At 70.7% G+C, this 25644-nt stretch carries 21 protein-coding genes; 6 read left to right on the top strand and 15 right to left on the bottom strand.

Features of this window, described 5'->3' with window-relative positions; translation table 11 throughout:
* Positions 1–165: 165 nt before the first annotated feature.
* The 8 genes from D9V41_RS06805 to D9V41_RS06770 all read right to left on the bottom strand — a co-directional run bounded on the left by D9V41_RS06805 (position 166) and on the right by D9V41_RS06770 (position 12611).
* Complete coding sequence (locus tag D9V41_RS06805; protein ID WP_166375942.1) at positions 166–1728, bottom strand: metallophosphoesterase family protein; 1563 nt, start codon at positions 1726–1728, stop codon at positions 166–168.
* Positions 1728–3824 (bottom strand): HelD family protein, encoded by a 2097-nt coding sequence (locus tag D9V41_RS06800; protein WP_121793802.1) that lies wholly within the window; start codon positions 3822–3824, stop codon positions 1728–1730. The genes D9V41_RS06805 and D9V41_RS06800 overlap by 1 nt, the downstream gene beginning before the upstream one ends.
* An 84-nt stretch (positions 3825–3908) precedes the next feature.
* Positions 3909–4655 (bottom strand): enoyl-CoA hydratase-related protein, encoded by a 747-nt coding sequence (locus tag D9V41_RS06795; RefSeq protein WP_121793801.1) that lies wholly within the window; start codon positions 4653–4655, stop codon positions 3909–3911.
* Between the two features lie 83 nt (positions 4656–4738).
* A complete protein-coding gene (locus D9V41_RS06790; protein ID WP_121793800.1) occupies positions 4739–5899 on the bottom strand; it encodes an acyl-CoA dehydrogenase family protein in 1161 nt (386 codons plus the stop codon).
* Positions 5896–7839, bottom strand: coding sequence for an acetyl/propionyl/methylcrotonyl-CoA carboxylase subunit alpha (locus D9V41_RS06785; RefSeq protein ID WP_121793799.1), 1944 nt, complete (start codon positions 7837–7839; stop codon positions 5896–5898). The genes D9V41_RS06790 and D9V41_RS06785 overlap by 4 nt, the downstream gene beginning before the upstream one ends.
* Positions 7840–7948: 109 nt before the next feature.
* Positions 7949–9538, bottom strand: coding sequence for an acyl-CoA carboxylase subunit beta (locus D9V41_RS06780; RefSeq protein ID WP_166375941.1), 1590 nt, complete (start codon positions 9536–9538; stop codon positions 7949–7951).
* Between the two features lie 132 nt (positions 9539–9670).
* Entirely contained in the window at positions 9671–10828 is a 1158-nt protein-coding gene (locus D9V41_RS06775; protein ID WP_121794011.1) for an acyl-CoA dehydrogenase family protein, read from the bottom strand.
* A 19-nt stretch (positions 10829–10847) separates the two neighbouring features.
* Positions 10848–12611, bottom strand: coding sequence for an acyclic terpene utilization AtuA family protein (locus tag D9V41_RS06770; protein ID WP_121793798.1), 1764 nt, complete (start codon positions 12609–12611; stop codon positions 10848–10850).
* Positions 12612–12726: 115 nt separating this feature from the next.
* Here D9V41_RS06770 and D9V41_RS06765 point away from each other — a divergent pair, with 115 nt between their 5' ends.
* From D9V41_RS06765 to D9V41_RS06740, 6 genes are all read left to right on the top strand, one after another.
* Entirely contained in the window at positions 12727–13035 is a 309-nt protein-coding gene (locus D9V41_RS06765) for a hypothetical protein (RefSeq protein WP_121793797.1), read from the top strand.
* A 116-nt stretch (positions 13036–13151) separates the two neighbouring features.
* On the top strand, positions 13152–13928 hold the full coding sequence (locus D9V41_RS06760; RefSeq protein WP_121793796.1) for an ABC transporter ATP-binding protein: 777 nt from the start codon (positions 13152–13154) through the stop codon (positions 13926–13928).
* The gene (locus tag D9V41_RS06755) at positions 13928–16324 is read left to right on the top strand and encodes an ABC transporter permease (protein ID WP_121793795.1); all 2397 of its coding nucleotides are present in this window, start codon (positions 13928–13930) and stop codon (positions 16322–16324) included. The genes D9V41_RS06760 and D9V41_RS06755 overlap by 1 nt, the downstream gene beginning before the upstream one ends.
* 203 nt (positions 16325–16527) lie before the next feature.
* Positions 16528–17244, top strand: a complete 717-nt coding sequence (ccmA, locus tag D9V41_RS06750; RefSeq protein WP_121793794.1) for a heme ABC exporter ATP-binding protein CcmA — start codon at positions 16528–16530, stop codon at positions 17242–17244.
* Positions 17244–17972 (top strand): ABC transporter permease, encoded by a 729-nt coding sequence (locus D9V41_RS06745; protein WP_121794010.1) that lies wholly within the window; start codon positions 17244–17246, stop codon positions 17970–17972. Before ccmA ends, D9V41_RS06745 begins: the two co-directional genes overlap by 1 nt.
* Positions 17969–18562, top strand: a complete 594-nt coding sequence (locus D9V41_RS06740) for a TetR/AcrR family transcriptional regulator (RefSeq protein ID WP_121793793.1) — start codon at positions 17969–17971, stop codon at positions 18560–18562. Before D9V41_RS06745 ends, D9V41_RS06740 begins: the two co-directional genes overlap by 4 nt.
* A 1-nt stretch (position 18563) precedes the next feature.
* Here the strand turns inward: D9V41_RS06740 and D9V41_RS06735 are convergent, their stop codons facing one another.
* From D9V41_RS06735 to D9V41_RS06705, 7 genes are read right to left on the bottom strand one after another with little or no spacing between them, the layout of a single operon-like run.
* Positions 18564–19694: an XdhC family protein gene (locus D9V41_RS06735; protein WP_121793792.1), complete on the bottom strand. Its 1131-nt coding sequence runs from the start codon at positions 19692–19694 to the stop codon at positions 18564–18566.
* A gap of 12 nt (positions 19695–19706) precedes the next feature.
* Positions 19707–20822, bottom strand: a complete 1116-nt coding sequence (locus D9V41_RS06730; RefSeq protein WP_243697180.1) for a vWA domain-containing protein — start codon at positions 20820–20822, stop codon at positions 19707–19709.
* Positions 20815–21693, bottom strand: coding sequence for an AAA family ATPase (locus D9V41_RS06725; RefSeq protein WP_121793790.1), 879 nt, complete (start codon positions 21691–21693; stop codon positions 20815–20817). The genes D9V41_RS06730 and D9V41_RS06725 overlap by 8 nt, the downstream gene beginning before the upstream one ends.
* Entirely contained in the window at positions 21690–22268 is a 579-nt protein-coding gene (locus tag D9V41_RS06720) for a nucleotidyltransferase family protein (protein WP_121793789.1), read from the bottom strand. Before D9V41_RS06720 ends, D9V41_RS06725 begins: the two co-directional genes overlap by 4 nt.
* The gene (locus tag D9V41_RS06715) at positions 22265–23482 is read right to left on the bottom strand and encodes a CaiB/BaiF CoA transferase family protein (protein WP_279432332.1); all 1218 of its coding nucleotides are present in this window, start codon (positions 23480–23482) and stop codon (positions 22265–22267) included. The genes D9V41_RS06720 and D9V41_RS06715 overlap by 4 nt, the downstream gene beginning before the upstream one ends.
* Positions 23479–24591 carry a barbiturase gene (gene bar / locus D9V41_RS06710; RefSeq protein ID WP_121793788.1) on the bottom strand — a complete coding sequence of 371 codons (1113 nt, stop codon included), beginning with the start codon at positions 24589–24591 and terminating at the stop codon, positions 23479–23481. The genes D9V41_RS06715 and bar overlap by 4 nt, the downstream gene beginning before the upstream one ends.
* On the bottom strand, positions 24575–25558 hold the full coding sequence (locus tag D9V41_RS06705; RefSeq protein ID WP_121793787.1) for a carbamate kinase: 984 nt from the start codon (positions 25556–25558) through the stop codon (positions 24575–24577). The genes bar and D9V41_RS06705 overlap by 17 nt, the downstream gene beginning before the upstream one ends.
* Between the last annotated feature and the right edge of the window lie 86 nt (positions 25559–25644).

Raw genomic sequence — 25644 nt, 5'->3', positions numbered from 1 at the left:
CCTCCCTACTCGACCACCTATTCCCCCTCGGTGGTCGAGTAGCGGCGAGCTCTGCGAGACGCGCATCGAGACCACACCTCACGCAACCTGGTCTCGATACGGCACTCCGCTAGCGCTCCGGCCTACTCGACCACCTATCCCTGCGAGGCCCGCTAGCGGTTCGGCCTACTGGGGTGCGGGGGTGGCGGTGTCGTCGTCGACGTCGCTGACGGTGAGCTCGGTGTAGTCGCCGACCTCGATGATGGCGCCCGGCTTGAGCGTGACGATCTGCAAGCCGACCGGCCGCCCGTCGTCGAACGTCACCAGCGTGACCTGGGCGTCGCGGCGCAGCTTGCTGCCCAGGGCGAAGGCGTACACGGCGCCTCCGGTCGAGGCCGTCGTCAGCGCCGTGGTGATGCCCTCCTCGCCCTCGGTCTCCGTCGGACCCACCTGCCGGTGCAGGTGGCCGGACAGCACGAGATCGGCGCACCCGCGCTCGATCGTCTCGCGCGCCGAGGCGGAGCTGTGCACCATGAGCACGCCGACGCGCTCGTCGGCCTCGCACGCGGTCTCGGCGAGCGCCTCGCTCTGCTCACCGATGGCGCCGATGTTCTCGCCCTCGTTGCCGGTGTAGCCGGCGGTCAGGCCCGAGCTGCGGGGGTCGCTGTCCCCTAGCAGGGAGATGCCCTCGAACTCCTCGATCTCCCCGTCGAGCACGGTGAAACCCGCCCGCTCCATCTCCTCGCGGATGTACGGGCCCTGATCGTGATTGCCCGCGACCGCGTAGACGGGGTAGTCCTCGAAGGTGGTGGCGAGGGAGCGGATGCTGAAGTCCTCCCAGCTCGCGCCGTTGGAGGTGTCGTCGCCGAGGTTCATGACGAACGAGATGTCGGCGCGGTCCGCGATCGCCTTGGCCACTTGGTCCATCGTGATGTTGTCGTGCCGGTCGGTGACGACGAGCGCGGTGATCTCGTCGCCCTCGGGAGCGCGAATGCCGTCGACGTCCTCCACCTTGGCCGCCAGGTCACCGTAGAACTCGACCGACTCGCTGTAGGTCGCGATCGCGCCGTCGAGCAGCGCTTTGCCGCCCGTGACCGCGGCGCCCTTCGACACCTCGACACTGCGCAGCGCGCTGGTGTCGGCGGGGATCGTGTCCAGTTCGGGGAACTCGGTGGCGATCGGCACCCAGGTGACGTTGCGCTGGTCACGCCCGTTGGGAAGCGCCACCCACACCGACGCGACCAGGACGACGGCGAGGGTGCCGGCGACGGTCGCCGCACCCCGGCTCGGCGGCCAGGACGCGACGAGTTCGGCGCGGCGCTCGGGTCCGACGATCCGCCACACCACGACGATCGCCGTCACGGTGGCGACCGCTGCGGCCAGCCCCCTCACCGCGGACTCGAGCGCGACGTCGCGCAGTTCCGCCTCGACCTTGGCGATCTCACCCTCGGGAGCGGCCGCGATCGCGGCGTCACGCGCGAGGATCTCCTCGAAGTTCGTGATCGGGCTGTCGTGCAGCACGATCGTCGCGCCGATGCCGAAGGGTGCGTTGCTGGGCAGCCGGAACTCGGGCAGCAGCGGCCCGGCCTGCACCGTGGCGTGGCCGTCGAACGTTCCGTTGACCGTGGCCGCGTGCGCACCGAGCGTGACGGACCGCTCGGAGTGCAGGAATGAGGCGGCAGCGACCCACAGTCCGACGACCAGTCCCACGACGAGGAGGGCGGCGATCCGCAGCACGCGACCCGCCATCACACCTCCTGCAACCATTGGTCGGTCGTGCCCAGGGTCGCGAGCCGCTGCGTCGCCCGGGTGAGCACGACGTAAAGCGTGCGCCAACCGGCCGGGGACTCGGCCACGAAGGCGTCCGGCTCCACCACGAGGACGCCGTCGAACTCCAGCCCCTTGGTGTCGAGGCCGGTCAGCAGCCGGACGCGGTCGGGCGCGATCTCGCCCAGCTCGCGCTGCCACTGCGAAAGCGCTGCGTACGGAACCACGACGGCGACCGTACCGGCGGTCTCGGCGAGCAGCCAGTCGAGCAGCGCGCGCGCCCGAGCGGTGAGTCGTCCGGTGTCGACGCGCTCGTGGCGCGGCTCGACGCCGGTCCGTCGCACGGCTTCGGCGAGGTCCGGTCGCTCGATCGTGCGGCGGGCCACCCGCGAACCGAGTTCATAGATCTCGGCGGAGTTGCGGTAGTTGGTCGACAACCGAAAACGGTGGATCGGCTTGTCGCCGAGCGCCTCGGCACGAGCCTCGGTCGCTTCCGCCGGCAGCGGCCAGGAGGCTTGCGCGTCGTCGCCGACGATCGTCCAGCTCGCCAGCCGGCCACGACGTCCGAGCATCCGCCACTGCATCGGGGACAGGTCCTGCGCCTCGTCGACGAGGATGTGCGCGAAGCTGTCGTCCTCGATGCTCGAGGTGGTGCGGAGTCGCTCCTCGGCCTCCTCCCGCTCACGGCGTTCGAAGCTCATGAGCTGGCGAGGTGCGCCGGCGTCGAGGTCGAGCTCGGGCGGCACCTCCCCCACGAGATGGCGCAGCTCGTCGATCAGCGGCACGTCCTCGATGCGCGGCGCGTCCGTGCTCCACGTGCGGCGCAAGGTCGCGATCTCCTCGCTCGTGAGCAGATCGGCGGCGAGTTCGCCGAGGCGCTCTGGAATCGACCGCCACAACTGGACCGCATCGACCTCGGGCCACCAGGACTCGACGAAATCGATGAACCGGGCGTCGCCGATCATCGCGTCGATGAACGCGTCCTCGCCCTTCTCGAGGGCGCGTTCGGCGGCGACCTGGGACCAGAGCGCCTGCAGCACGGCCGCGGGCGCCTGGCGGAACACTCGATTGTGCGGCGCCTGCTGGAGCAGCCTGCGGCGCAGCCGCTTGAGGTCGGCGCCGGTGAGGTGGAGGCGCGCGTCGCGGTAGAAGCCGGTGAACTCACGCGGGGCGTCGGCGACCGGCGACCGCGACAACCGCCGCAGCACCGTAGCCATCCGGGCCGACCCCTTGACGGCCGCGGCCTCCGGGACGTCGTGCTCGCCCGCGCGGATGCCGTCGACGACCTCGCCGATCGCCCGAAGGGTCACCGCGGTCTCGCCCAAGCTGGGCAGCACCCGCTCGATGTAGTTCATGAACACCGCCGACGGGCCGACGACGAGGACCCCGCCGCGCTCGAACCGCCGGCGGTCGGTGTACAGCAGGTAGGCGGCGCGGTGCAGGGCCACGACGGTCTTGCCCGTTCCCGGGCCGCCCGCGATGATCGTGGCGCCCCGGCTGGGCGCGCGAATCGCCTCGTCCTGCTCTTTCTGGATCGTCGCGACGACCGAGTGCATCGCATCGTCACGGGCCCGGCTGAGGCTCGCCAGGAGTGCCCCTTCGCCGATGACGACCATGTCGTCCGGCGCATGCTCGGCATCGAGCAGGTCGTCCTCGATGCCGACGACCCGATCGCCGCGCGAACGCAACACCCGGCGGCGGACGACACCCGCGGGCTCCTGCGCGGTGGCGCGGTAGAAGAGGGACGCCGCGGGCGCGCGCCAGTCGACGAGCAACACCTCACGGTCCTCGTCGCGCACGCCGATCCGGCCGATGTAGCGCTTCTCGCCGTCGCGCAGGTCGAGCCGGCCGAACACCAGCCCCTCGTGCGCGGCGTTCAGCGCCGACAACCGGCGTGACGCCTGATAGACCATGGCGTCACGCTCCACGAGGCCTCCCTCGTGACCGATATGGCCACGCGCCATGCCCTCCGTGACGAGGGCTCGGGCGGTGTCGGCAGAGACGTCGAGGCGCTCGTACACGGTGTCGACGTAGGCCTGCTCGGCCGCGAGTTCCGCGCGCTCCTCAGTGCTGGGCAACCGATCTCCTCCACAGGGCAGTCCGAACGATCGATTGTACGCTGCCGCTCCCACACCGGGAGGACCCGAACGCCTCGCGTCCCGCTACTTCTTGCGGGTGAGGAACGCGGTCATCGCCGCGCGCGCCTCCTCGCTGCCGAAGAGCTCCGCCGACTGGCGCGCCACCTGCTCGCCGTGGCGATCGATCCGGTCGACCAGCTCGGCGTTCAGCAGCCGCTTGGTCTCGCGCAGGCCCTGCGGCGAGCCCTCGACGAGTTCGCCCACCGCGGCCCGCACCGCGGCATCCAGTTCGCCGTCGGGGACCGCTCGGGTGACGAGGCCGATCGCGGCCGCTTCCGTGGCGTCGAAGGTCCGAGCCGAGAGGAACAGGTCGGTCGCGGCGCGCGGAGTCAGTCGGGTGAGCAGGCTGAGGGAGATGACCGAGGGAGCCAGTCCCAGCCGAACCTCGGTCAGCGCGAAGGTCACGGACTCGGCGGCGATGACGACGTCAGCCGCACCCACGAGTCCCAATCCGCCTGCGCGGACCGGTCCGGCGAGGACGACCACGACCGGCTTGGCGGAGGTGGCGATCTGCCGCTGCAGCGCGACCAGCCGGTGCGCGCCCTCCTCCATCGCGCCGTCCTTCGCCTCGGAGAGGTCGGCGCCGGAGCAGAACACCCGGTGAGCCGACCGCAGCACGATGACGCGCGCCGCATCGTCCTGCTCGGCCGCGGTCAACCGCTCCCCCAGCTCGGTGACGAGCTGGCGACTCAGCGCGTTGCGGTTGTGCTCGCTGTCGAGGGTGATCGTGGCGACCCGGTCAGCCACCTCAAGGTGCACGAGCTCGGTCATGGGGTTCCTTCCTCGTTGAGTGTGACGAATCGCAGGCGAAATCGCCCATTTCGGCTGCGAAACGTCACACTCAACGCGTGCGGTCAGTAGGACTTGGGGAGGCCGAGGGAGAACTGGGCGACGAAGTTGAGGGCCATCTCGCGGCTGACCGGAGCGATCCGGGTGAGCCGCGACGCGACGAGCGACTGCACGAGACCGTACTCGGTCGCCAGTCCGTTGCCGCCGTGCGTCTGGATCGCCTGATCTACCGCCGCGCACGCGGCTTCTCCGGCCGCGTACTTGGCCATGTTCGCGGCTTCTCCCGCGGCCAGCAGGTCACCGTCGGCGTACAACGCGGCGGCCTTCTGGGTCAGCAATCGGGCCATCTCGATGTCGATGTGCAGCTTGGCCAGGGGGTGCGCGATCGCCTGGTGCCCACCGATCGGCTTGCCCCACACGTCGCGCTCCTTGGCATACGCGACCGCCTTGCCCAGCGCCCAGCGCGCGGTGCCGGTGGCCATCGAGGCGGCCATGATGCGCTCGGGGTTCAGGCCGGCGAAGAGCTGGTCGAGGCCTGCGTCCTCCTTGCCCACCAGCGCATCGGCGGGCAGCCGGACGTCGTCGAAGAACAGCGTGAACTGCTTCTCCGGGGACGTCAGCCCCATGTCGATCTCCCGCCAGGTGAAGCCCTCGGCGTCGGTCGGCACCATGAAGAGCGCGGGTTTGAGCTTGCCGGTCCGGGCATCCTCGGTCCGGCCCACGACGAGCACGTGGCTGGCCTCGTCGACGCCGCTGATGTAGGTCTTGCCGCCCTTGAGCACCCAGTCGGTGCCGTCGCGCCGCGCCGTGGTGGCGATGTTGTGCGAGTTGGAGCCGGCGTCGGGCTCGGTGATGCTGAAGGCGTAGGTCGCGCTGCCGTCGGCCAAGCCGGGCAACCAGCGGTGCCGTTGTTCCTCCGTGCCGTACTGCGCGATGACCGTGCCGACGATCGCCGGCGACACGACCATCAGCAGCAGTGGGCAGCCCGCGGCGGCGAGCTCTTCGCAGACGGCGGCGAGGTCGCCGATCTCACCGCCGCCACCGCCGTACTCCTCGGGGATCGAGACGCCGAGGTAGCCGAGCTTGCCGGCCTCGCTCCACAGCTCGGTGGTCTTGCGGCCCTCGTCGGCCGCGGCGTAGAAGTACGACTCGCCGTACTTGCGGCCCAGGTCGCGCACCGCCTTGCGCAGCGCGCGACGCTCCTCGGATTCGACGAACGCGCTCATGCCCCATCCTCCTCGATGACCGCGAGCACGGCGCCCGCTTCGACTTGCTGGCCGGTAGTGACCGCCAGTTCGGCGACGACACCGTCCGTCGGTGCCGCGATCGTGTGCTGCATCTTCATCGCCTCCAGGACGACGACGGGGTCGCCCTTGGCGACCTTGGCCCCCGGTTCGACGGCGACGGAGGTGACCGAGGCGGGCATCGGCGCGAGCAGCGAACCTTCCGCCACCACGTCGGCCGGGTCGACGAAGTCGGGAACGACCTCGAAGCCGAACCCGCCGACCGGGCCGTCGACGTCCACCGCCCCATCGCCCACGGTCACCCGATAGCTCTCGCGCACGCCACCGTCGTCGAGGATCACGCGATCGCCGATCGCGTCGACGACCTCGACACCCTCGAGCCAGCGCGAGGCGAGGGTGCGGCCTTCGGCCGCATACGCGACCGCGAACTCCGCGTCGCCGCGGCGATACGTCCGGACGCGCGGCTGGCTCGGCACATTCCGCCACGCGGCGGGAATCCGCGCGAGGACGCGGGCGGCAGCGGCGGTCTGCGTCGCCTGGCCGATGGCCGCCGCCAGAGCGGCCTTGCGGACGGCATGGTCGTCACCGGCACCTGTCCACGCGTCGAGCCGCTCGTCGAGCAGCGCGGTGCTGAGGCGCGCGGCGGCGAAGTCCTCGTCGTTCACGATCGCTCGCAACAGGTCAAGGTTGGTGGTGAGGCCGTGGACCCGTGCGCGGCGCAGTGCACCCTCGAGCATCCGGAGCGCCGTCTGGCGATCGGGTCCGTACGCGATGAGCTTGGCGAGCATGGCGTCGTAGTGGATGCCGACGCCGCTACCCGCTTCGACACCCGAGTCGATTCGCATGCCGTACCGCTCGGGCACGCTGAAGCGCGCCCCGTCGAGGTCGAACGCCCGGACGATGCCGGTCTGCGGCGCCCAGTCGTCGGCGGGGTCCTCGGCGTACAGGCGGACCTCGACGGCGTGCCCGGAAGACGGCGGCGCGTCCCCGGGAAGGGGCCGGCCTTCGGCGATGGCGAGCTGCAACGCGACCAGGTCCAGGCCCGTGACGCACTCGGTCACGGGGTGCTCGACCTGCAGCCGGGTGTTCATCTCGAGGAAGAACACCCGGTCGCCGTCGACGAGGAACTCGACGGTTCCGGCGCCGCGATACCGCACGGCTTCGGCCGCCGCCCGCGCGGCGATGTGCAATGTGGTGCGCGCCTTGTCCGAGAGGTTCGGTGCCGGAGCCTCCTCGACGACCTTCTGGTGTCGGCGCTGGATCGAGCAGTCCCGGTCGCCTACGACCCAGGTGCGTCCGTGGGCGTCGCTGAGCACCTGCACCTCGACGTGGCGCGCACGCGGCAGGTACGGCTCGACGAACACGGTGCCGTCGCCGAACGCCGACCGAGCCTCGGCCTCCGCCTTCGCCAGCTCGGCGTCGAGCTCGTCGAGCGACTCCACGACGCGCATGCCGCGTCCGCCGCCTCCCGCGGATGCCTTGACGAGGAGGGGGAACTCCGCGGGGGTGACCCCGTCGAGGTCGACGTCGAGGATCGGGACGCCGGCGCGCGCCATGATCTGCTTGGCCCGGATCTTGCTGCCCATCGCCTGGATCGACTCCGGCGTGGGGCCGATCCAGGTGAGACCCGCGTCCTCGACCGCGCGAGCGAAGTCGGCGTTCTCGGACAGGAAGCCGTAGCCGGGGTGGATCGCTTCGGCACCGGCGCGGCGGGCGGCCTCGATGACGAGATCGCCGCGCAGATACGTGTCGGCGGGGGCATCACCGGGCAGTCGGACGGCGCGGTCGGCCTCGCGCACGAACGGGGCGTCGGCGTCGGCGTCGGAATGGACGGCGACGGTCGCGATGCCCAGGTCGCGGCAGGTGCGGAACACCCGGCGGGCGATCTCGCCGCGGTTGGCCACCAGCACACTGCGGATCATCGTCGACCTCCTGTCATCGGGCACTCGCTTCTCATTGCGTCATACGTTCTGAGGGCTCCGGCCCTCGAAACGTATGACGCAAGGCCGGTCGCCGTCCGATCACGCGCGGTCATAGGCGGAACACCCCGTAGCCGCGGGCGCCCTCGACCGGGGCGTTGTGGATGGCCGAGAGGCAGACACCGAGGATCGTGCGGGTGTCCCGCGGGTCGATGACGCCGTCGTCGTAGCCGAGCCCGGAGGTGAAGTACGCGAGCGACTCGTTCTCGATCTGCTGCTCGACGAAGGCGCGCATCTGGGCGTCGCCCTCCTCGTCGTAGGGCTGGCCCTTGGCCTCGGCCGCCTGCCGGGCGACGATCGAGATCACGCCGGCCAACTGCGCCGGGCCCATGACGGCGGACTTGGCGCCGGTCCAGCTGAACATGAACCGAGGATCGTAGGCGCGGCCGCTCATCCCGTAGTTGCCCGCGCCGTAGGACGCACCCAGCACGACGGAGATGTGCGGAACGTGGGAGTTCGACACCGCGTTGATCATCTGCGCGCCGTGCTTGATGATGCCGCCCTGCTCGTACTCGGCGCCGACCATGTAGCCGGTCGTGTTGTGCAGGAACAGCAGCGGCGTGTCGACCTGGTTCGCGAGCTGGATGAACTGCGCAGCCTTCTGGGCCTCCGCGCTGAACAGGACGCCCTGCGCGTTCGCGAGGATGCCCACCGGATAGCCGTGCAGCTGCGCGAACCCGGTCACCAGGCTCGGCCCGTACAGCGGCTTGAACTCGTCGAACTCGCTGCCGTCGACGATGCGGGCGATGACCTCGCGCGGGTCGAAGGGGATCTTGAGGTCGGTCGGGACGATGCCGAGCAGCTCGTCCGGGTCGTACAGCGGCTCGGCGTAGTCCCCCGCCGGAGCCGGGCCGTGCTTGCGCCAGTTGAGCCGGCGCACGATCTGCCGGCCGAGCCGGATGGCGTCGCGCTCATCGACGGCGAGGTAGTCCGCGAGCCCGGACTGGCGGGCGTGCATCTCCGCGCCGCCCAGCGATTCGTCGTCGGACTCCTCACCGGTGGCCATCTTGACCAGCGGCGGGCCGCCGAGGAACACCTTGGCGCCCTCCTTGACCATCACGACGTAGTCGCTCATGCCCGGGATGTACGCGCCGCCGGCGGTGGAGTTGCCGAACACGAGGGCGATCGTCGGGCGCCGGTCCGCGCTGGCCTCGGTGAGATTGCGGAACGACTTGCCGCCGGGGATGAAGATGTCCTTCTGGGTCGGCAGGTCGGCCCCGCCGGACTCGACGAGGTTGATCGTCGGCAGGCGGTTCTCGGCGGCGATCTGCGCGGCGCGGAACCCCTTCTTCACGGTGACGGGGTTGCTGGAGCCGCCCTTCACCGTGGGGTCGTTGGCGACGATCATGCATTCGACGCCCTCCACGACGCCGATGCCGGTGACGATCGAGCCGCCGACCGCGAAGTCCGTGCCCCATCCGGCCAGCGCACCCAGTTCGAGGAACGGCGAGTCGGGATCGAGGAGGAGCTCGATGCGCTCGCGCGCGGTCAACTTCCCCCGACGATGGTGCCGCTCGACGTATCTCGAGCCTCCCCCGGCGAGCGCCTTGGCGTGCTGCTCGGCGAGGTCGGCGACGCGTTCGAGCATCGCAGCGCGGTTCTCCTCGAACGCCGGCGACATCGGGTCGATCGCGGTCTTCATGTCATCGTCCTTCCTCGTCGTACCGATTCCCCGGACCGAAGCGGTAGGTCTGGTCCCAGGGCGGCGTGAGCGGTGGGACCTCACCTACCGCCCGACGGGAGAGGTGAGACGGCATCCACCGGCGGGCGAACATCAGTACCCCAGCAGCTTCGCGGCCAGGTCGTTGAGCACTTCGGTGGCACCGCCGCCGATCCCGAGCAGCCGGGCGTCGCGGTAGTGCCGGTCGATCTCGGACTCGCGCATGTAGCCCATGCCGCCGAAGATCTGCACCGCCTCGTTCACGACCCACTCGACGGCTTCGACGGCCTGGTTCTTGGCGATGGCGGCGTCGAGGATGAGCTGCGGGTCGGTCTTGTCGCCGCTGTCGGCGGCTCGTTCGATGGCCCGACGCGTCAAGGCACGGGCGGCTTCGGTGCGTCGGTGCATCTCGACGAGCTTGTGCCGGATCACCTGCCGGCTGATGAGCGGGCGACCGAACGTCTCCCGCTCGCGGGCGTAGCCGACGGCGAGGTCGAGGGCCCGCTGGCAGGTGGCGTAGGCCTGCACCGCGAGCGACAACCGCTCGGTGACGAACTGCTGCATGACGAGATAGAAGCCGCCGTTCTCCTCCCCGACGAGGTTGGCGGCCGGCACCCGAACGTCGTCGAAGGCGAGTTCGCCGGTGTCCGAGCAGTGCCAGCCCATCTTGCGCAGGTTCCGGCTGACCGAGAAGCCCGGCGTGTCCGTGTCGATGACGAGCAGGCTGATGCCGCCGTGCCCCGCCTCACCCGTGCGGACCGCGGTCGTCACGAAGTCCGCCCGCACGCTGGAGGTGATGAAGGTCTTGGCGCCGTTGACGACAAAGTCCCCGCCGTCGCGCGCCGCGCGCGTGGTGATGCCGGCGACGTTCGAGCCGCCTCCGGGTTCGGTGATGCCGAGCGACCCGATGAGCTCACCGGCGAGGGTCGGGCGCACGTAGCGGTCGATGAGCTCGGCATTGCCGGCCTCGACGATGTGCGGCAGCGCGATGCCGTGCGTGTAGAGGGAGGCCAGCAGACCGGTCGAGCCGCCGTTCTCGACGATCGCCTCGGAGACGATCGAGATGTCGATCAGGTCGCCGCCGTCGCCGCCCACCTTCTCTTCGAAACCGATGCCGAGGAAGCCTGCCGCGGCCGTCTCACGATGCAGCGACCGCGGCAGTTGACCGTCGTCTTCCCACTGCGGCAGGTGCGGGGCGATGCGGTCGCGGGTGAACGCCGCCACCGCCTCGCGCAGCGCGATCCGTTCCGGGGTGGCCCATCGGTCGGTCATCGACATCTCCTTCTCGCCCTCACACGAGCAGTTCGCGGGGGATGTCGACGAGGCGGGCGCGGAGCCACTCGCCGACGGCCTTGGCCTGCGGATCGAAGCGCGTCGAGGACGCGACGCCCTCACCGAGCAGCCCGTCGATGACGACATTGACGGCGGCGAGGTTCGGCAGCGGGTAAACGGTCACGGGCAGGTCGGCCGCTTCCGGCAGGAGCTCGCGGACCCGCTCGGCGTCGAGCGTTTCGGCGAGCCACGCGAATGCTTCGGCCCGCCGGGGGTGCTCGGCGGGGATCCAGACGCCGACGTTGGCCGCCCCGCCCTTGTCGCCGGAGCGTGCGTACGCGAGGCGGCCCAGCGCTTTGCGCACGGTCTCGCCGAGTGGTGCAGATCCCTCCGCGACTGGTGCAGTCGCGTGGGAATCCGGGCTGCCGGACGACGAATTCGCACCACTCGCGGGGGACGTCGGGGCGGCGGATGCGGTGTGCTCGGGCGGCGGGATGTCGATACGGGTGCCGTCCGCGAGGACGACGACGTGCGGCACCTCGGACTGCGGCAGATAGGCCGCGCGGTAGATGCCGAACGGCGATGCTGCGCTGGGCGGCGCGGTCACATGGAAGCCCGGATACGAGGCCAAGGCGAGTTCGACCGCAGCACCGCTGAACGCCCGCCCGGCCGCCTTCGGGTCGCTACTCTTGACGTGACACCGCAGGACGGCCGCGGCTTCGGGCTCGGTCGCGGGATCGGACCGGTCGGTGCGGACCAGCTCCCACGAGATCTCGTCGATGGCGACGTCGGCGAGCGCTTCCTCCAGTTGCCCGCGCACCCACGCCGCCTTCTGCTCGATGTCGAGCCCGGTGAGGACGAACTCCACCTGGTTGCGGAACCCGCCGAGGCTGTTGAGCGCGACCTTGGTCGTCGGCGGCGGAGCCTGTCCTCGGACGCCGCTGATGCGCACGCGATCGTCGCCCTCCTGGTCGAGGCGGATCGTGTCGAGGCGCGTCGCGACGTCGGGGTTGAGGTAGACCGGTCCGCCGATCTCGTACACCAGCTGCGCGGTGACGGTGTCGACGGTGACGGCCCCTCCGGTGTCCGGGTGCTTGGTGATGACGCTCGTGCCGTCCTCGGCCACCTCAGCGATCGGGAAGCCGAGCGGGCGGCTGGTGTCGATGTCGGCGAATCCCGAGAAGTTGCCGCCGGTGGCCTGTGCGCCGCATTCGATGACGTGCCCGGCCACGACCGCACCGGCCAGCCGATCGAGGTCGTCGCGGCCCCAGCCGAACTCGGCGATCACCGGCCCGACGACGACGGAGGCGTCGGTGACCCGTCCGGTCACCACGATGTCGGCACCGCGCCGCAGGGCCTCGGCGATCCCGAAGGCGCCGAGGTAGGCGTTGGCCGTGAGGGCGCCGTCCCACCCGTACTCGCCGGCCCTGGCGACGAGGTCGTCTCCTTCGACGTGCGCGACGACCACCTCCACGCCCTGCTCCGCGGCGACGTCGCGGATGCGCTGCGCGAGACCCGCGGGATTGAGACCGCCGGCGTTCGCGACGATGCGCACCTCGCGCTCCTTGGCGAGGGCGAGGCAGTCGGTCAACTGACGCAGGAAGGTCTTGGCATAGCCGAGCTCGGCGTCCTTCATCCGGTCCTTGCCGAGGATGAGCATCGTCAGCTCGGCCAGGTAGTCGCCGGTGAGGTAGTCCAGCGGACCGCCCTCGAGCATCTCGCGCATGGCCGACAACCGGTCGCCGTAGAAGCCGGAGCAGTTGCCGACACGGATGGTTCGCACGCGCTCAGCCTGCCCCGAATCAAACAAACAGTCAACCCTGCTTGTTTCTTTCGGCTCCACCCCTCGCTGTGGACGATCGCTCGGCGTGACGCGCCCTCTCGCCTACCCTGGATGCATGAACGACGCGCAGACGTGGACGGTGATCGGCAGCCTCGTCACGCTCATCCTCGCGTTCATGGCCCTCATGGTCCGGACGTTCGGACACACGTTGGATGCCCGGTTCGATGCGCTCACCACGCTCGTGACCGTGCGGTTCGAGCAGGTCGATCAGCGGTTCGAGCAGATCGACCGCCGGTTCGAGCAGGTGGACCGGTGCTTCGAGCACGTCGAGAAACGCCTCGACCGCATCGAGCACCGGGTCGACAATCTCGACCGTGACGTCACGGCGATCACCCGCCGGCTCATGGGCGGGGCGGAGGGCTGATGCGCCCGGGTCATCCCAGGGGATGACCCCAGCACCGCTCCTCCTCCTCCGGAGGCACTCGGGGTCCACCCCACGGCCCGACGAAACGAGGGGCTCGAAATTCCTACGGTCGAGCTATGACTCAGACCTCTGCGCCCCTCTCCCCCACGGCGACGGCCGACGGCATTGCTGCACGCGCCCGCGCGCTGACCAAGACCTACGGCCGCGGCGCCACCGAAGTGCACGCTCTGCGCGGTGTCGACCTCGACCTCCCGGCCGGTCGCTTCACCGCCATCATGGGCCCGTCCGGCTCCGGCAAGTCCACCTTGATGCACTGCCTCGCAGGCCTGGACACCCCCACGGCCGGCGAGGTGACGGTGGGCGGGCAGCAGCTCGAGCGTCTCGACGACACCGCGCTCACCCGTTTTCGCCGCGATCACATCGGCTTCGTCTTCCAGGCGTTCAATCTGCTGCCGATGCTGACCGCGGAGCAGAACATCCTGCTGCCGATCGACCTCTCCGGCCGCAAGCTGGACGAGGGGACGCGCCGCCGCTTCGATGACGTCGTCGACGTCCTGGGCATCCGCGAACGGCTCAGCCACCGTCCCAGCGCGCTGTCCGGCGGACAACAGCAGCGCGTCGCGATCGCCCGCGCGCTGGTCACGCAGCCCGACATCGTCTTCGCCGACGAGCCGACCGGCAACCTCGACAGCGAGTCGTCGCGCGAGGTGCTGGACTTCCTGCGCCGTTCGTGCCGCGAGTTCGGGCAGACGGTCGTCATGGTGACGCACGAGATCGACGCGGCCTCGTACGCCGATGACGTCCTCGTTCTCGCCGACGGACAGATCCGTGCGCATCTCGAGCGGCCGACGTCCGAGGCCCTCGTGGCGGCGCTGCGGGGGGTGCGCTCCTGATGCGCACCGTGACCCTGGCGTCGCTGCGGCTCTACACCCGCCGCTACGTCGCCGCCTTCCTCGCCGTGGCCATCGGCGTCGCGTTCATCATCACCATCGGTGCGCTCAACGCGTCGGCCAAGGACGGCCTGACCGCCGGGGCAGGACAGCCCTACCGCGGTTCGGACGTCGTGGCCTCGGACGTCTATGACGTATCGGACGCCCGCACCATCGTGGAAGCCGTCGAAGCCGACGGCGGAGCCGCCAGCGTGCTCGGCTACGCGATGGAACCCCTGCAGGCCGGCGCCGCGAGCGGAGACACCACGCTCGGCGTCGTCGCCGATGACGAGGCGCTGCGGTGGCAAACGCTGATCAGCGGCTCCTGGCCGCGCGTGCCGGGCGAAGTCCTGGTCGACGAGCAGGCCGCGAAGAGCAACGGCGTCGCGGTCGGCGACACCGTGCAGATCGGCGGACTGGAGCTCGACGTGGTCGGTGTGGCCAGCGCCGGCAAGGCACTCACCAGCTCGGACTTCTACGGGCTGTGGACCGACGTCAGCAGCTTCGAGAACAGCTTGTGGATCGACTCGGTTCCCGTTCGGGGCACCGACGAAGCGGCCATCACCGCCGTCGCACCGGACGCCGTCGTCATGGCGACGGACGACCACGTGCGCGAATTACAAGCTGAACTCACCCGCGGTGCGGACACGCTGACGCTCATGCTGCTGGTCTTCGTGACCGTGGCCCTCACCGTGGCGGCCATCGTCATCGCGAACACGTTCTCGATCCTGTTCGCGCAGCGCACCTCCGACATCGCGATGCTGCGGTGCGTGGGTGCGACCCGGGCGCAGGTGCGTCGATCGGTGCGTCTCGAAGCACTGGCGATCGGTCTGTTCTCCTCCACCGTGGGGCTCCTCGCCGGCGTCGGTTTCGGCTTCGGCATCGTGGCGCTCATCCGCTCGTTGTTCCCGGCCGTGGGTCTCGGCGACGCCTCCGTCGCACCCCTGTGGTTCCTCGCCGCGTTCGCCGTCGGCGTCATCGTCACCGTCGCCGCCGCCTGGCTGCCCACGCGGGCCACGACCCGCATCAGCCCGCTCGCGGCCTTGCGGCCGGCGGGAGACGGCGACGTCCGTACGACCGCGGGCAAGCTGCGCGTCGCGTTCGGCGCGGTACTGCTGCTGGCGGGTGCTGCGCTCCTCACGCTCGCCGTCACCGGAGCGAGCGTCGTGGCGATGCTCGGCGGCGGTGTGCTCGCGTTCGTGAGCGTGCTCGTGCTCGGTCCCGTCATCGTGCCGCCGATGATCCGCCTCGCGGGCCGGGCCACGGGCCCGCTGACCGGAGCCACCGGACGGATCGCGACCGACAACGCGATCCGCAACCCCAAGCGCACGGCCACGACCACCTCCGCGCTCCTCGTCGGGGTCACCTTGACGAGTGCGGTCGTCGTCGGCATGTCGAGTGCCGGTGCGGCCGTCGACGAGGAGTCCCGGGCGAGTTACCCGATCGACGCGGCGCTCGCGTCGACGACGCCACTGCGGGCTGACGCCCTCGACCGCGTCCTCGCGATCCCGGGTGTCGAGGACGCCGTGGCACTGGACGGAGTCCCGGTCACCATCGACGGGATCGCCACCCCCGCGGTCGCCCTGCCGCGTGACGCCGGCGTGATCGACGGAGACCGCAACGCGCTTCCCGGCGAGGCGGAGATCGCCTTGCCCTTTGAAATCCTCGATGAGCTGAACTTCCCCCAGACCGTCACCGTGGAAGCCGGGGGACGCACGATCGAGCTGCGGCCGACCGAGTCGTCCAGCCCTTGGGGCCCGACCCCCGTCGTGGGCGTCGAGACGATGCGTGCACTGACCGAGCGCGCACAGCCGCTCGTGCTGTGGGTCGGCACGGACGACAGCACGGACGGAAACGACCTGGTCGGTGACCTCAGGGCCGTGGCCACCGGCCTCGACGCGACCCTGTTCTCGACGATCGAGAAACAGCGGTTTATGTCGCAGCAGGTCGACGTGATGACCGCGGTCGTCGTCGGACTGCTGGGGATCGCCGTGCTGATCGCCTTGGTCGGCATCGGCAGCACGCTGGGACTGTCCGTCCTGGAGCGGCGTCGCGAGAACGCCCTGCTCCGCGCCCTCGGGGTCACTCGCCGTCAGTTGCGCGCCACCCTCGTGGTCGAGGCGATGTTGCTCGCCGGTGCGGCCGCCGTGCTCGGCGTGGGAATCGGGACGCTGTTCGGGTGGATCGGCGTCAAGGTGATGATCGAGCAGATGGTCGCGACGGGAGCGGTGCTCGTCATCCCGGTCGGCCAACTCGCCGCCATCATCGCCATCGCGGCCGTAGCCGGCGTCCTCGCCTCGGTCCTGCCCTCACGCACGGCGGCTCGCACGGCTCCCGCGGCCGGTCTCACGCTCGAGTAGGCCCCGCCTGCGTGCCGTGCGATTCCGGTGATCAGGTGAGCGGCACCTCACCTGGTCTCGATGCGCCCGCTCGTTCGTCGCGGCCTACTCGACCACCTGCGGACCGGGTGGTCGAGTAGGCCCGCGAGGACCGAGGGCCACGAAGCGAGGGGCGCGCCACACCCCTTGACAGGGGCGTGGCGACGGGTGAAATAATTCAACAAATGATGAATAACAGTGTCGAGGTGGCCGGGCTCGTGGTGCGGCGCGGTGGCACCACCGTGCTTCCCGGCCTCGACCTCGCCATCACCGCCGGTTCCATCACCGGGCTGCTGGGACCGAGCGGCAGCGGCAAGACCACACTCATCCGGTGCATCGCCGGCGTCCAGGCGGTGCGGTCGGGCACGGTGACCGTGCTCGGGGAGCCGGCCGGATCGGCCGCGAACCGCGCGCGGGTCGGGTACGTGACACAAGCGAGCTCGGTCTATCCCGATCTCACGATCGAACAGAACCTGCGGTTCTTCGCCGACCTCGCGGGCGCGGAGCACGACCGCATCGCGGAGGTTCTCGACGCCGTCGACCTCGCCGCACATCGGCGCTCACTCGCCGACAACCTCTCGGGTGGGCAGCGCACGCGCGTCTCGCTGGCCGCCGCGCTCGTGGCGGACCCCCAGGTCTACCTGCTCGACGAGCCGACCGTGGGCCTCGACCCGGCGCTCCGCCGCGACCTGTGGCACCTGTTCGCAGACCTCGCGCACGACGGAGCCACACTGCTGGTGTCCAGCCATGTCATGGACGAGGCCGCGCGTTGCGACCGGGTCTTGCTCTTGCGCGAGGGCCGGCTCATCGCGGACGCCACACCCCAGGGACTCCGCGCCGACGCCGGGACCGACGACCTCGATGAAGCGTTCTTGCGGATCGCCGAACGGAAGGCGGCATGATGACCCGGACCTTCGCCATGACGCGCCGCGTCCTGCAACAGCTCTCCCATGACCCTCGCAGCATCGTGCTGATCCTCGCGATGCCGTCGGTGCTGCTGCTGGTCTTCCGCTATGTCTACGACAGCCAGCCGCAGATCTTCGACCGCATCGGCCCCCAGATGATCGGGCTGTTCCCCTTCGTCATCATGTTCCTCGTGACGTCGGTGACCATGGTGCGCGAACGGACCTCGGGCACGCTCGAGCGGCTCCTCACCACCCCGCTCGCGCGCGGCGAGCTGATCGGCGGATACGCCCTCGCCTTCGCCGTCGCGGCTCTCGCGCAAGCCGCCCTCACGACCGCCTTCGCGCTCGGCGTACTGAACCTCGACATCGCACTGCCCTGGGCGCTGCTGGCGTTCGCCGTGCTCGGTGCCGTGGTGGGGACGGCGCTCGGGCTGCTGGCGTCGGCGTTCGCCCGGACGGAGTTCCAGGCAGTGCAGTTCATGCCGCTCGTCATCGTGCCGCAGATCCTGTTGTGCGGCCTGCTCATCGCGCGCGACCAGATGCCGGACGTGCTCTACGGCCTCTCGTGGTCGCTCCCGCTGAGCTATGCGACGGACGCGTTCACCGAGCTCGCCACGTCCGACGCGTTCAGCAGCGATCTGCTCGTCGACCTGCTGGCCCTCGTCGGCTTCGCGCTCGCGGCGATCCTCGGCGCCTCGCTGACGTTGCGCCGGCGTTCCGCGTGACCGGCGCCCGTCGCCGGGGACGGCCCCGCAGCGGCGAGTCGGTCGACCGGCGCGCCGCGATCCTGGAGGCCGCCCGGCGCCGCTTCGCCGCCCGCGGCTTCGCCGGGACCACCGTGCGGGCGATCGCCGACGACGCGGGCGTCGACCCCAGTCTCGTCGCGCACTACTTCGGCAACAAGCAGCAGCTGCTCGTCGCGTCACTCGAACTCCCGGTCGACCCGATCAGCAAGCTGGCCGGTGTCGTGCAGGACGGCGTCGACGGTCTAGGCGAGAGGCTGGTGCGGACGTTCGTCACGTCGTGGGACCCGCACCGCGAGGTCATCGCCACGATGATCCGCGACGCGATGGCCGGGAACGACACGCACTCTCCCATCACCATGGTGGCGCGATCCGTCCTCATCGCGACGGTCACCGGAGTCCTCGACGGTCCCGACCGAGACGTGCGGGCCGACCTCATCGCGTCGCAGGTCATCGGCCTGGCCACCTTGCGCTACGTCGTGGCCGTAGAGCCGTTGGCGTCCGCGCCGGTGGACGACGTCGTGCGCTGGTACGCCCCCGCGATCCAGGCCGTCGCCGACGATTCGCGTTGAGTCAGCCCTCGGCGTGGATGGACTGATCGGTCTCGGTGAGCGGTTTGCCGGTGCCGCCCCAGCGCAGCGCGACGAGTTCGGCGGCCACCGCGACGGCGGTCTCCTCCGGGGTGCGGCCTCGCAGGTCGAGTCCGATCGGACTGTGCAGACGGGCGAGGAGCTCGGGATCGAGCCCGGCTTCGCGCAGCCGCTCCATGCGCTCGTCGTGCGTGCGCCGCGAGCCCATCGCGCCGATGTAGAAGGGCCGCTGCGAACCCTCGAGCCGCAAGGCGACGTCGAGCAGCGGCACGTCGAACTTGGGGTCGTGGGTCAGGACGCAGATCACGGTGCGGTTGTCGATCCGCCCCGCGTCGACCTCGGCCTTGAGGTAACGGTGCGGCCAGGCGACGACGACCTCCTCTGCGGCGGGGAACCGCGCGTCGGTGGCGAAGACCGGCCGGGCGTCGCACACGGTGACGCGGTAGCCGAGGAAGGCGCCCTGGCGGGCGACCGCCGCGGCGTAGTCGATGGCGCCGAAGACGATCATCCGGGCGCGAGGCTGGAAGGACGACACGAACAGCTGCATCTCGGTCTCCATGCGCTGGCCCTCCGGCCCGTAGCGCAGCAGCTGCGAGCGCCCCGCCTCGAGCAGTCCCCGCGCGTCGTCGAGCACCGCGTCGTCCGCACGTACCGATCCCAGGGACCCCTCGGCGCCGTCGGGTCGCACCACGAGGTGACGCCCGATCCGACCGGGGTCGGGATGAGCGACGACGGTGGCGACCGCCACCGGACGGCCCGCGGCGACGTCCTCGGCGATGCCACCGAGCTCGGGGAACGTGCGCTGGTCGACGGGCTCGACGAAGACGTCGACGATGCCACCGCACGTCAAGCCCACGGCGAAGGCCTGGTCGTCGCTGTAGCCGTACCGCCGCAACGCGGGCTCACCGTCGGCGACGACGGCTTGAGCGAGTTCGTAGACGTCGCCCTCGACGCAACCGCCGGACACCGAGCCGACCACGGTGTCATCCGGCAGCACCACCATCGCCGCGCCGGGCTGCCGGGGCGCGGATCGCGCGGTGCCCACCACGGTCGCTAGACCGACGGTCGCGCCGGTCTCCCACGCCCGAACGAGGTCAGTGAGGACGTCGTGCATCGTTCTTCCTCCTCATGCTCGCGCCGCCAGGTCCAATACCTCGGCGAGCGTCGCGAGCGAGTGGCCCGCGACCAGCTGGTCGACGGACGGTAGGGCGGCCGCGATCCCCGATTGGATCGGCTCGTAGCCCGCCTTACCGCGGTGCGGGTTGGCCCAGACCACGCGGTGCGCCAGGCGATGGAGGTGTGCGACCTGCTCGCCCAACAGTCGCGCATCGCCACGCTCCCACCCGTCGCTGGCGATGATCACCACCGCGCCGCGAGCCACGCCGCGACGCCCCCACCGGTCACCGAAGGCCTGAAGCATGTCGCCCAACCGCGTCCCGCCGGACCAGTCCGGAACCAGCTCACCGGCGGCGGCGAGCGCCCGATCCGGGTCCTGGAGTCGCAGGGCGGGCGTGATCCGCGTCAGCCGCGTGCCCATGGTGAACACCTCGGTGGTGCGCGGGGCCGACTGGAAGGACCGGTGCGCGAGCCGCAGGTAACTGTCGGCGTAGGGCTTCATCGAACCGGAGACGTCGATGAGCCAGACGATCCGGCGAGGCCGGGGCCGGCGTTCGCGGCGCATCAACGGGCCCGGTTCGCCGCCGCGGCGCAACTGCTCGCGGGCGGTGCGGCTGAGGTCGATCGTGCCGCGGTGACTCGGTGCCGTGCGGTGCCCTCGCCGCTGCGGAGGACGGGCATCGAGTGCGGCGAACGCCCGCGCGAGCTCCCGCCGTTCGCGGGCATCGAGCGCGGCGACGTCGCGATGCGCGAGCCGTTCGCGCGCGGACGCGAGCGCCGGTGCGGCGGCGGCGTCATCATCGTCCCCAGTCGCGCCGTCGTCGGCGCCGACGCCGAGCGGTCGCTCGACGGTGACCGACACCGGATTCGTCCGCTCCCCCGCACTCGTCTCGCCGAACCACCGGGCAAACACCCGATCGTAGACGGGCAGCTGGGCCGGCGAGTCGCACAGCGTGGCACGGCCGGCGCGATAGACGTCCTCGGGGGATCCCACGTCGAGCAGGCCGACCGCCGCGATGAAGTCGGTCGAGGTGGCCGAGCGGATCCCGGCCGCGCGCAAGGCGCGGACGAAGCCGACGAGCCGGTCGAGCTCGTCGCGCCGATCGGAGGCCAGCGACTCAGCCACGCACCGTCGCCTCCACGAAGGCGCGGACCTGGTCGCCGTCCTCGCGGTACTTGCAGACCACCCCGACGGTGGCGGCGGCTGCGTCGACATCGAGGTCGTCGTGACCGAGCTGGTGAAGCGCGCGCGCCCAGTCCAGCGTCTCGGCGACGCCGGGCGCGCGGATGAGACCGACCTCGGCACGCAGGCCCTGCACGATCTCGACGATCCGGGTGGCGAGCTTGTCGCTGACCTCGGGCAACCGCGCGCGGACGATCGCGATCTCGCGTTCCAGCGTGGGGTGCTCGAGCCAGTGATAGAGGCAGCGGCGCTTGAGCGCGTCGTGCAGGTCGCGGGTGCGGTTGGAGGTCAGCACCACGATCGGCGGCTGGGGCGCGCTGATGGTGCCGAGCTCGGGGACCGAGACGCGGTAGGTCGACAGCACCTCGAGCAGCAGCGCCTCGAACTCGTCGTCGGCGCGGTCCACTTCGTCGACGAGCAGCACCGCGGGCGATTCCCGCAGCGCCCGAACGACGGGACGCGCGAGCAGGAAACGTTCGTCGTAGAGCGAGTCCTCGACGGCCTGCGGATCGTCGACCCCGCCGGCGGCTTCCAGCGTGCGCAGATGGAGGATCTGGCGGGCGAAGTCCCAGTCGTAGAGCGCCTGCCGGGCGTCGATGCCCTCGTAGCACTGCAAGCGGATGAGCGGTAACGCGAAGGCGTCGGCGAGCGCCTCGGCGAGGGCGGTCTTGCCGGTGCCGGGGTCGCCTTCGAGCAGCAGCGGGCGCTGCATGGTCAGCGCGAGGTAGCCGACGGTCGCCAGGTCGGTGTCGGCGAGATATCCGGTCGAGGCGAGCCGGTCGGCCAGCTCGGTCACATCGCGTACCGCGGTCATGGCGCCAGCCTAGGGTCGAGATCCTCCGGACGGTCCTTGTCGAGGCCGGTGGCGAGGTCGCCGCACTCGATCAGTTCGACGTCGTGCACGGCGAGATAGCCACGAGCGCCCTCGTCACCGTCGCCCTCGGCGAGCGCGGGCCAGTGGTCGCGGCCCAGCAGCACGGGGTGTCCGGGCCGGCCGTGGTAGGCGGCGCGAGCGAGGACCGCGCGGCCGGTGGCGCGGGCGAGCACCCGGGCGACGACACCGGCCGCCACATCGGGCAGGTCGACCAGATGAACGAGCGCGGCGTCGGCGGGTTCCGCCTCGAGCGCGGCGAGACCGGCGGCCAGCGAGGCGCCCATGCCGCACTCCCAGTCGTCGGCCACGACGACCCGGGCCTCCTCGACGAGGGCGCTCACCGCCTCGGCCTCGGCTCCGAGAACCACGACGACGTCGTCACACCCTCCGTCGACGAGGGCTGCCCTGGCGGCGGCCACCCAGGAGGTGCCGTCGGCCGTGCGCAGCAACGCCTTCGGCCCGCCCATGCGGCGTCCCGCACCGGCGGCCAGCAGCAGCCCCGTCACTCGACTCATCGCGGCCCTGCGGCCCCCTCGTCACCCTCGATCTCGTCCAGCCAGCGGCGGATCGCGTCGTTGTGCTGGCCCAGCGTCGGTGGCGCGACGTTCTCGCGGCGGCCGCCGGCATAGTCGTTGTCGTCGAGCCGCAGCACCGGTCCCGGGAGTCGCAGCCGGCCCTGTGTGGCGTGGTCGACCTCGATGAGCAGGCCCTGCGACTGCACCTGCTCCCAGTCGTAGACCTCGTCGAGGGTGCGGACCTTGCCCGACGGGACGCCGGAGTCGTCGAGCAGGGCCAGCCAGTGCTCGGCGGGCTGCGTGGCGAAGGTCTGCTCGAGCAGCTCGATGAGCTCCTCGCGATGCGCCACACGGTCGCCGTTGGTCGCGAACCGCGGGGTGTCCGGGTCGATCCCGACGGCGGGCGCGAACCGCTGCCACAGCAGCTCCGAGCCGCACGACAGCTGGATCGGCGAGGTGGCCGTGTGGAACAGCCCGTACGGCGCGATCGAAGGGTGGTGTGAGCCGGAGAGTCCGGGCACCTCGCCGGCGACGGTCCACCGCGTCCCCTGGAACGCGTGGATGCCGATGACGCTGGCGATGAGCGACGTCCGGACCACGCGGCCGCGGCCGGTCCGCTCACGCTCGTAGAGCGCGGCGACGGTCCCGAAGGCGCCGTTCATGCCGGCGAGGAGATCGGCGATGGGCACGCCGACCTTGGTCGGCTCCTCGGTGCCGGTCAAGCTCATCAACCCGGCCTCGCCCTGGGCGATCTGGTCGTAGCCCGCCCGGCTGGCCTCGGGGCCGTCGTGGCCGAAACCGGTGATCGAGAGGATCACGAGCCCCGGGTTGATCTCGTGCAGCCGGTCGAACCCGAACCCGAGCCGGTCGAGCACCCCGACCCGGAAGTTCTCCATGAGGACGTCGGCCTGGCGCACGAGCCGAGTCATGATCTCGCGGTCGGCGTCGTCCTTGAGGTCGAGGGTGATCGACTCCTTGTTGCGGTTGGCCGCCATGAAGTACGTCGATTCACGTTCTTCGCTCTCGCCGAGGAACGGCGGACCCCAGCCGCGGCTGTCGTCGCCGCCCTTGGGGCTCTCGATCTTGATGACCCGGGCACCGAGGTCGCCCAGCATCATCGCGGCGTGCGGGCCGGCGAGCGCCCGGGTCATGTCCAGGACCAGCGCCCCGTCGAGGGGCGCTGGTCCGTGGGACGTGGGGGTGGAGTCGGTCACTCGTTCCCCATGTCGACGATCGCGGCGACGGGTCCGCCACCCTCGGGGCCCTGGTGGGCGGCCGAGACGGAGACGAACACGGCCGGGTCGCCGGTGACCGCGGCGGTCACGCCACCGACGGCGGCCTTGATCTGCCGGTGCCAGTGGACGTCGGAGTCGTCCAGCATCGCGTTGCGGCGGCCGCGGACCTGGCCGTCCTGGCTGGCCTCGCACTTGAGGAACACGTTGACCAGACGTCCGTCGAGGTCGGTGTGGTGCGGACGTTCGGGCAGCTCGAGGCCGGCGTCGCGGATGGCGTTCCAGATCCCGTCCTGGTCGAGCGCGTCGTTCATGACCGAGTGGCCGATGCGGTACCGGCCGCCGATGCCGCGCGCGTTGCCCACGACGACGACCTGCGCCTGGTCGAGCTCGACGCCCGAGGAGCAGGACGCGACGGCCGAGTAGAGGTCGCGGTTGTGCATGACGTCCTCGTCGGTGGGCATCTCGATCTCGCCGAGCGCGACGGCGATGCCGAGCGCCGTGACGCCGTTGGAGAGGTCCATCGACTCGTGCGTGTGCTCGGTCCAGACCGTCTTGCCGCGGCTCTTGGCGTCGCGGATGGTGTGGATCGTGAGCAGCGGCGTCTTGGTCTGGACGTAGTGGACGTCGGCCGGATCGGTGATGCCGGCGCGCTCCATGGCGACCTTGACGGCGTCGGCGACCTTCTCGATCATCGGCGTGCGGCCGATCTCCTCGGGAAGGAGCTGCTCGCTCATCGCGAAGCCGACGCTGAGCCGCGGCTCGTCGGTCTTCGGCGCCTTGTCCTCGGGGAGGGTCGCGAAGATCGTCGCGTGGGGGCTGATCACGCCGTCGGTGCCGCCGGACCACACGATCGGGACCTGACGGACCTCCTCGGCGGAGCGGGAGCCCTTCTCGACGAGCACCTCACGGAAGGCGCGGTCGGCGATGATGCGGGTGTAGTCGTTGACGCCGCCGTTGCCCTCGGTCTTGCCGATGATGGCGATGACGCGGTCGGCCTCCATGACCCCGTCGTCGATGAGCTTGGCGAGCTCGCTGGCGTCGGCGACCGAGTGGATCGGGACCTTGCGGACCTCAATTGCGGAGGGCATGTGACGTTTCCTTCCTGGTTGGGTTGCTGGGCTGATCGGGAACGATGCGTGTCCCGACGAGTCCTTGTGCGGCGGCCGCGATGCGGGCCAATGAGGTGATGACTCCGACGCCGGTGCCGCTCTCGGCGAACGACGTGACGGCTTCGACCTTGGGTCCCATCGAGCCGGCGGCGAAGTCCTGGTCGGCGGCGATCGAGCGCATCTCGGCGGCGGTCACTTCGCCGATGGGCTTGGCGTACGCCGTGCCCCAGTCGGCGATGACCGAGTCGACGTCGGTGGCGATGATCAGCATGTCGGCGTCGACCTGCTGAGCGATGAGCGATGCGGTGAGATCCTTGTCGATCACGGCATCGGCACCGACGAAGGCGCCGGTGCGATCCCTGACCGTGGGGATGCCGCCGCCACCGGAGCACACGACGACGAAGCCGGCGTCCATGAGCGCCATCGCGGCGGGGCTGTCGAGGCACTCGCGCGGAGACGGCGAGGCGACGACGCGCCGCCAGCCGCGGTCGGGGACCTCGACGAACTGCTGGCCGCTGTCGATGAGGGGCTGGGCGTCGTCGCGGGTGAGGTAGCGGCCGATCGGCTTGCTGGGCGCGGCGAAACGGGGGTCGTCGGCGTCGACGAGGGTGCGGGAGACGACGGCGGCGGACCGGCGATCGAGGCCGCGTTCGGCGAACTCCTCGTCGAGCGCGTTGATGATGAGCATGCCGATCGTGGCCTGCGTCTGGGCGCCGCACCAGTCGAGCGGAACCGGCGGCACCTGGCCGGCGGTCAGCTCGTTCTTGGTGAGCAGATTGCCCACCTGGGGGCCGTTGCCGTGGGTGAGCAGCACGTCATGGCCGTCGGCGACGAGGTCGACGATCGGACGCGCCGCGAGTCGGATCGCGGCCCGCTGGTCTTCGGGGCGCGCGCTGCCGTCACTGGACGTCATGGCGTTGCCGCCGAGAGCGATCACGATGCGCATGCGTCGAGGCTAGGCGAGCAGCGCTTTGGCATGCATGGTCAAAAAAGTCCGAGCTTGCTCACAGATTCAGGCAAGAGCTGCCAAAC

Source organism: Aeromicrobium phragmitis, from assembly GCF_003674095.1.
Classification (GTDB): Bacteria; Actinomycetota; Actinomycetes; order Propionibacteriales; family Nocardioidaceae; genus Aeromicrobium; species Aeromicrobium phragmitis.
Note: the sequence above shows the minus strand (reverse complement) of the source record. Positions and strands in the feature narration are given on the sequence as shown.